Source organism: Streptomyces sp. NPDC060205 (genome assembly GCF_042728395.1).
Lineage (GTDB): Bacteria > Actinomycetota > Actinomycetes > Streptomycetales > Streptomycetaceae > Streptomyces.
Map to the genome: position 1 here is coordinate 1 of NZ_JBHWZP010000417.1, position 7,227 is coordinate 7,227.

Below are 7,227 nucleotides of genomic sequence, written 5' to 3' on the forward strand. Positions count from 1 at the left end.
CCCCTGATGGGGGCGCGGGGAACGGCGCGAACGGCCCCCACCGGCCCGCGGACGACAACGCTCCCGCAGGTCCCCTTACGCCGCGCGCCGCGACACGTACTCTCTGATGTCGATCATCGGGGGGCGTTCCTCCATGTCCACCGAATGCGTCCGCGGCTCGAAGCCGCTTTCCCCCCGTACGAACTGCGTCAGCGACGGCCGGATCATGTGCCCGCGCGCAAGCCGGAGCTGGGCCGTGCGGTAGATCGCCGCGGACATCCGCCCGAGCGCCTGCCCGTCCTGGTGCCGGTGCTTGCGGACGCCCACGTCCACCTGCGCGAGGGCGTCGAGGCCGACCAGGTGCAGCGAGTCGACCAGCATGCCCAGTTCCACCCCGTACCCGACGGGGAACGGAAGCCGTTCGAGGAGCGAGCGGCGGGCCGCGTACTCCCCGCCCAGCGGCTGGACGAAGCCGGCCAGCTGCGGCCAGTGCATGTTGAGCAGCGGCCGGGCCATGAGTTCCGTCACCCGGCCCCCCTGACCGGACGCGGAGCCCAGCGGACGGTCGTACATCGCCTTGACGAGGTCGACCCCCGGATCCGTGAGCAGCGGACCGACGATCCCGGAGACGAAGTCCGCCGAGAACTCCTTCAGGTCCGCGTCCACGAACGCCACGATGTCCCCGCGCGTGACGAGCAGCGAGCGCCACAGCACCTCGCCCTTGCCGGGGACGGCCGGGATGCGGGGCAGGATCTCGTCGCGATGCACGACACGGGCGCCCGCGTCGGCGGCGACCTCGGAGGTGCGGTCCGTCGAACCCGAGTCGATCACCACGATCTCGTCGACGAGCGGCACTCTCGCGGTCATCAGCTCCCGGCGGATCACGGCGACGATCTCGCCGACGGTCTCCTCCTCGTTGAGCGCGGGCAGTACGACACTGACCGTGGAGCCCGTGGACCGCTTCGCGGCGATCAGCTTCTTGAGCGGGCGGTCCTCGACGGACCAGGAGCGCGTGCTCAGCCAGCGCTCGACGTCTTCCAGCACGTGCGGCTCTCCCTTGCGTTCATCGGGATGCGTGCGTCCCGCCGCGAGGGAAACCGGTGTGACGGTCATCTCGCGGTTCGGACGGCTCTCTCCACCATCCATGCCGTCGGTTACAGTCTTGAACAACGCTGATGACCATCGCATGTCGGGGGTCGTTGCGTAGACAACTACATACCGCTCATCCAGAGGGGCAGAGGGATACGGCCCGTTGAAGCCCCGGCAACCCTCCAGCCGGTCTCGTCCTGATCATCGCTGATCAGTGCCGCGAGGCTCCCGGCTCGGGAAGGTGCCAAATCCGTCTCATGGCGAAGTGCGTCGTGAGGAAGATGAGGAAAGGGCCTCGCCTCCATGGCTGCGCAGACAGTTGCAAGCACCACGAACTCCACCCCCTCCGTGGACTCCGCGAACGCCGTCGACCTCGGTCCGGCCGCCGCACTCTCCTGCCGCGAGTGCGGCCACCGCGTCCCGCTCGGTCCGGTCTTCGCCTGCGAGGAGTGTTTCGGCCCGCTGGAGATCGCGTACGACTTCTCCGGTTACGACACCGAGGAACTCCGCAAGCGCATCGAAGCCGGTCCCGCGAACATCTGGCGGTACGCGCCGCTGCTGCCCGTCCCCGCGGACGTGGCGGACAAGCCGAACATCAACCCCGGCTGGACCAAGCTCGTCAAGGCCGACAACCTGGCGCGTGAGCTGGGCGTCGACGCCGGCAAGCTCTTCGTGAAGGACGACTCCGGGAACCCGACGCACTCCTTCAAGGACCGCGTCGTCGCCCAGGCTCTGGAGGCCGCGCGCGCCTTCGGCTTCACCACGCTCTCCTGCTCCTCCACCGGCAACCTCGCGGGCGCGGTGGGCGCCGCCGCCGCCCGGGCCGGCTTCCGTTCCTGCGTGTTCATCCCGCACGACCTGGAGCAGGGCAAGGTCGTCATGGCCGCGGTCTACGGCGGCGAGCTCGTCGGCATCGAGGGCAACTACGACGACGTGAACCGCTTCTGCTCCGAGCTGATCGGCGACCCGGCCGGCGAGGGCTGGGGCTTCGTCAACGTCAACCTGCGGCCGTACTACGCGGAGGGCTCCAAGACCCTGGCGTACGAGATCTGTGAGCAGCTCGGCTGGCGGCTGCCGGACCAGCTGGTCGTGCCGATCGCCTCCGGTTCGCAGCTGACGAAGATCGACAAGGGGCTCAAGGAGCTGATCGAGCTCGGCCTCGTCGAGGACAAGCCGTACAAGATCTTCGGCGCGCAGGCCGAGGGCTGTTCACCGGTGTCCGTCGCCTACAAGGCCGGGCACGACGTCGTACGGCCGCAGAAGCCGAACACGATCGCGAAGTCCCTCGCCATCGGCAACCCGGCCGACGGGCCGTACGTGCTCGACATCGCCCGCCGGACGGGCGGGGCCGTGGAGGACGTGAACGACGACCAGGTCGTCGACGCGATCAAGCTGCTGGCGCGGACCGAGGGCATCTTCGCGGAGACCGCCGGCGGGGTGACGGTGGGCGTGGCGAAGAAGCTGATCGAGAGCGGGCTGCTCGATCCGACGCTGACGACCGTCGTCCTCAACACGGGGGACGGTCTGAAGACGCTGGACGCCGTCGCCTCCGACACGGGGCTGACCGCGACCATCCGTCCGAACCTCGACTCCTTCCATGAGGCCGGCCTCGGTTCTTGATCGTTGTTCGTACACTGCGCGCCGGTGGGGGCCGGCCGCGCAGTTCCCCGCGCCCCTGAAAAGACGGCGGCGCTGTACTGCAGCCCTACCCGATGGAGGTCCCATGAGCGTCAACGTCCGCATCCCCACCATTCTGCGTACCTACACGGGTGGCCAGGCCGAGGTGGCCGCCGAAGGGGCGACCCTCGCCGAGGTCATCGCCGACCTGGAGAAGAACCACACCGGTATCGCGGCCCGTGTCCTGGACGACCAGGGCAAGCTGCGGCGGTTCGTCAACGTGTACGTGAACGACGACGACGTCCGTTTCGAGCAGGGCCTTGAGACGGCCACGCCGGACGGCGTCGGGGTCTCGATCATCCCGGCGGTCGCCGGAGGCTGAGCGCCCCGCACGACGGTGTCGATCATTACCCTTGGTAATGTCGAACACGCAGAGTTCATCGAATTGCCCTCTCCGCGCCCGAAGCGGAGGGGGCAATTCTGTATGGTTGAGCGCGGTACAGTTGGGGAAGCTGCTTCGCTCCGCAAGGTCGGCGCATATGAGTTCGCCCCCGGGGTCCGACAAGAAGCAGCCAAAGTACCTGGTCCTTTTGAGCCGTTTATGTCATTTACCGGGCCCGACTTGCCCTGAATCTTCGTAAATCCTTCACATATTTCCGATCAGCCGTGCCCGGAATTCTCGTCGGATTGACCTGTTGCAGACGGCAGTTGGACGGATACATTCAGCCGCGGTCGACGCGTTCCGGCGCACACCCCCAACCGTTGGGGGGTGAGGTCTGACCCGGATCCGCGAAGTGCGGATCTGTGCAAGGGCCAGTAATAGGGGAGTTAGGCATGGCTCAGGGCACCGTCAAATGGTTCAACGCGGAGAAGGGGTACGGCTTCATCGCGGTCGACGGTGGTGCGGATGTATTCGTCCACTACAGCGCGATTCAGATGGACGGCTACCGCACCCTGGAAGAGGGTCAGCGGGTCGATTTTGAGATCTCGCAAGGCCAGAAGGGGCCGCAGGCGGACATGGTCCGGCTGGCGACCGGCTGAAGCACGCGCCGACTTACTGCAGCGACGTTCTTCTTCCGAAGGGCCCGTACCTCCCGGGTACGGGCCCTTCGGCATGTCCGGATGCCGGGCGCGACAGGCCGGGGGCGCCTCAAGGTCATCGGGCGCCCCCGCCTCGCACCCCCTCCCACCTGCGGATCATTGAGAGGCGCTTGCACTCGCATGGGTCGAGTGCTAATCATTGGCGTTAGCACTCTGAAGGTGAGAGTGACAACGAGGACCGGGTCAGTGAGGCCCGCAGGCCGGGTGGGGCAAGGAACCACGAGGTCTGCAGGCCGTCCGTCGCGGGCGCGGGCGCGGTCCTGGAGATTCCACCCCAGTCCGGGAGGACCACTTCACATGGCCAAGATCATCGCGTTCGACGAGGAGGCACGGCGCGGTCTCGAGCGCGGGATGAACCAGCTCGCCGACGCCGTCAAGGTCACCCTTGGCCCCAAGGGTCGTAACGTCGTCCTAGAGAAGAAGTGGGGCGCCCCCACGATCACCAACGATGGTGTTTCCATCGCCAAGGAGATCGAGCTTGAGGACCCGTACGAGAAGATCGGCGCCGAGCTGGTCAAGGAAGTCGCCAAGAAGACGGACGACGTCGCCGGCGACGGAACGACCACGGCGACCGTGCTCGCCCAGGCGCTGGTCCGCGAGGGTCTGCGCAACGTAGCCGCCGGTGCCAACCCGATGGCCCTCAAGCGCGGTATCGAGAAGGCCGTCGAGGCCGTCTCCGGTGCCCTTCTTGAGCAGGCCAAGGATGTCGAGACCAAGGAGCAGATCGCTTCCACGGCCTCCATCTCCGCCGCCGACACCCAGATCGGCGAGCTCATCGCCGAGGCGATGGACAAGGTCGGCAAGGAAGGCGTCATCACCGTCGAGGAGTCGCAGACCTTCGGTCTTGAGCTTGAGCTCACCGAGGGCATGCGCTTCGACAAGGGCTACATCTCGGCGTACTTCGCCACCGACATGGAGCGTATGGAGGCCGTCCTCGACGACCCGTACATCCTGATCGCCAACTCGAAGATCGCCAACGTCAAGGACCTGCTCCCGCTCCTTGAGAAGGTCATGCAGGGCGGCAAGCCGCTGCTGATCATCGCCGAGGACGTCGAGGGCGAGGCGCTGTCGACGCTGGTCGTCAACAAGATCCGTGGCACCTTCAAGTCCGTCGCCGTCAAGGCTCCGGGCTTCGGTGACCGCCGCAAGGCCATGCTCGGCGACATCGCCATCCTCACGGGCGGCGAGGTCATCTCCGAGGAGGTCGGCCTGAAGCTGGAGAACGCGGGTCTTGACCTGCTGGGCCGCGCCCGCAAGGTCGTCATCACCAAGGACGAGACCACGATCGTGGACGGCTCCGGCTCGGCCGACCAGGTCCAGGGCCGGGTCAACCAGATCCGTGCCGAGATCGAGAACTCGGACTCGGACTACGACCGCGAGAAGCTCCAGGAGCGCCTGGCGAAGCTGGCCGGCGGCGTGGCCGTCATCAAGGCCGGTGCCGCCACCGAGGTCGAGCTCAAGGAGCGCAAGCACCGCATCGAGGACGCCGTTCGCAACGCGAAGGCGGCCGTCGAGGAGGGCATCGTCGCCGGTGGTGGCGTGGCTCTGCTCCAGGCTTCCTCGGTGTTCGAGAAGCTTGAGCTCACGGGTGACGAGGCGACCGGCGCCAACGCCGTGAAGCTCGCCCTGGAGGCCCCGCTCAAGCAGATCGCCGTCAACGGTGGTCTTGAGGGTGGCGTCATCGTCGAGAAGGTCCGCAACCTGCCCGTCGGTCACGGCCTCAACGCCGCGTCCGGTGAGTACGTGGACATGATCGCCGAGGGCATCATCGACCCGGCGAAGGTCACGCGTTCCGCTCTGCAGAACGCCGCCTCCATCGCCGCGCTGTTCCTCACCACCGAGGCCGTCATCGCCGACAAGCCGGAGAAGGCCGCGGCCGGCGCCGGTGCCGGTGGCGGCATGCCGGGCGGTGACATGGACTTCTGATCCGGAAACGGATCGGCGGCCCACCGCCGCGGCACTGCCACGGCACCGCTTCACCACAGCTGTACGAACCGAGGGCGGCACCCCACTCCAGGGGTGCCGCCCTCGGGCGTGTCCGGGGTCACAGAGGTGAGGGGAGAAACGCAGGAATGCCTCGGGGGCCGGGATGGTTGTCCGGGGAGTTATCTATGCGCATGCACATACCCAATGGCATGTGCGCTCCCCTTTCTCCCCCCATGAGGAGCCCCCACGTGACTGTCGCCCCCTCCGCCTCCCGCGCCGCCGAGGTCCTTTCCCGGCCCGTCGCCCTCAACGGCCTGACCGTTCCGAACCGGATCGCGATGGCGCCGATGACCCGGCAGTTCTCGCCGGGCGGGGTTCCGGGGGAGGACGTGGCGTCGTACTACGCACGCCGTGCCGCCGCCGGTGTCGGCCTCATCGTCACCGAGGGCACGTACGTGGACCACGCGTCGGCCGGGAACAGCGACCGCGTTCCGCGCTTCCACGGGGAGGAGCAGCTCGCGGGGTGGGCGAAGGTCGCCGCGGACGTGCACGCGGCGGGCGGGACGATCGTGCCGCAGCTCTGGCACATCGGGATGGTGCGCTCCGCCGGGGAACCGCCGTTCGCGGACGCGCCCGCGGTCGGTCCCTCCGGGCTGCGCATGGACGGCACCGTCGGCCAGGGCAAGGAGATGACCCAGGCCGACCTCGATGACGTCATCCAGGCCTTCGCGAACGCCGCGGCCGACGCCGAGCGCCTCGGCTTCGACGGGGTCGAACTGCACGGCGCGCACGGCTATCTGCTCGACCAGTTCCTGTGGGCGGGCACCAACCGCCGCACGGACGGGTACGGCGGTGACCTCGTCGCCCGTACGAGGTTCGCCGCGGAGATCGTGGCCGCCGTGCGGGCGGCCGTGTCGCCCGCCTTCCCCGTCCTCTTCCGCTACTCGCAGTGGAAGCAGGACGTCTACAAGGCGCGCCTCGCGGAGACCCCGGCAGAGCTTGAGTCCGTGCTGGCGCCCCTCGCCGCGGCCGGGGTGGACGCCTTCCACGCGTCCACGCGCCGCTACTGGCTGCCGGAGTTCGACGGGTCCGACCTGAACCTGGCCGGCTGGACGAAGAAGCTCACCGGCAAGCCCGTCATCACCGTCGGCTCGGTCGGCCTCGACGGGGACTTCCTCAAGGGGTTCCGTGGTGAGGGTGCGCCGGTCAAGGGCATCGACGATCTGCTCGACCGGCTGGAGAACGAGGAGTTCGACATGATCGCGGTCGGCCGCGCGCTGCTCCAGGACCCGGAGTGGGCCGTGAAGGTGCTGGGCGGGCGGTTCGGGGAACTGGCTGCGTTCGATGCGGTTGCGCTGCGCTCGCTCAGCTGATTTCGGGGGTGCGCGGTTGGGTGCGGGCCGGTGGGGGCGGGGCCAAACGATTGCGCAGTTCCCCGCGCCCCTGTCTGTGCGGGTTCGGTGGGGGCGGGCCTACAGGACTGCGCAGTTCCCCGCGCCCCTAGGTACCTAGGGG

At 68.1% G+C, this 7,227-nt stretch carries 6 protein-coding genes and 1 riboswitch; of the genes, 5 read left to right on the forward strand and 1 reads right to left on the reverse strand.

What is annotated here, in order from left to right; genetic code table 11:
- Window positions 1-75: 75 nt before the first annotated feature.
- The gene (locus tag ACFWGJ_RS39615) at window positions 76-1,023 is read right to left on the reverse strand and encodes a glucosyl-3-phosphoglycerate synthase (RefSeq protein ID WP_387333814.1); all 948 of its coding nucleotides are present in this window, start codon (window positions 1,021-1,023) and stop codon (window positions 76-78) included.
- A 175-nt stretch (window positions 1,024-1,198) separates the two neighbouring features.
- Window positions 1,199-1,356, forward strand: a riboswitch (SAM riboswitch).
- Between the two features lie 15 nt (window positions 1,357-1,371).
- On the opposite strand from ACFWGJ_RS39615, the gene thrC reads away from it, so the two are divergent.
- The 5 genes from thrC (at window position 1,372) to ACFWGJ_RS39640 (ending at window position 7,085) form a co-directional block, all read left to right on the forward strand.
- A complete protein-coding gene (gene thrC, locus ACFWGJ_RS39620) occupies window positions 1,372-2,688 on the forward strand; it encodes a threonine synthase (RefSeq protein WP_387333815.1) in 1,317 nt (438 codons plus the stop codon).
- Window positions 2,689-2,791: 103 nt separating this feature from the next.
- A complete protein-coding gene (locus ACFWGJ_RS39625) occupies window positions 2,792-3,067 on the forward strand; it encodes a MoaD/ThiS family protein (protein WP_210881130.1) in 276 nt (91 codons plus the stop codon).
- Between the two features lie 452 nt (window positions 3,068-3,519).
- Window positions 3,520-3,726, forward strand: a complete 207-nt coding sequence (locus ACFWGJ_RS39630; RefSeq protein ID WP_007493268.1) for a cold-shock protein — start codon at window positions 3,520-3,522, stop codon at window positions 3,724-3,726.
- Between the two features lie 357 nt (window positions 3,727-4,083).
- On the forward strand, window positions 4,084-5,712 hold the full coding sequence (gene groL / locus ACFWGJ_RS39635) for a chaperonin GroEL (RefSeq protein ID WP_267026492.1): 1,629 nt from the start codon (window positions 4,084-4,086) through the stop codon (window positions 5,710-5,712).
- 248 nt (window positions 5,713-5,960) lie between these two features.
- Window positions 5,961-7,085 (forward strand): NADH:flavin oxidoreductase, encoded by a 1,125-nt coding sequence (locus ACFWGJ_RS39640; RefSeq protein WP_387333816.1) that lies wholly within the window; start codon window positions 5,961-5,963, stop codon window positions 7,083-7,085.
- Window positions 7,086-7,227: the final 142 nt, after the last annotated feature.

Excerpts from the sequence above, each read along its gene's own strand:
- thrC (WP_387333815.1), top strand. The coding sequence starts at position 1,372 with ATGGCTGCGCAGACAGTTGCAAGCACCACGAACTCCACCCCCTCCGTG.
- ACFWGJ_RS39625 (WP_210881130.1), top strand. The coding sequence starts at position 2,792 with ATGAGCGTCAACGTCCGCATCCCCACCATTCTGCGTACCTACACGGGT.
- ACFWGJ_RS39630 (WP_007493268.1), top strand. The coding sequence starts at position 3,520 with ATGGCTCAGGGCACCGTCAAATGGTTCAACGCGGAGAAGGGGTACGGC.
- groL (WP_267026492.1), top strand. The coding sequence starts at position 4,084 with ATGGCCAAGATCATCGCGTTCGACGAGGAGGCACGGCGCGGTCTCGAG.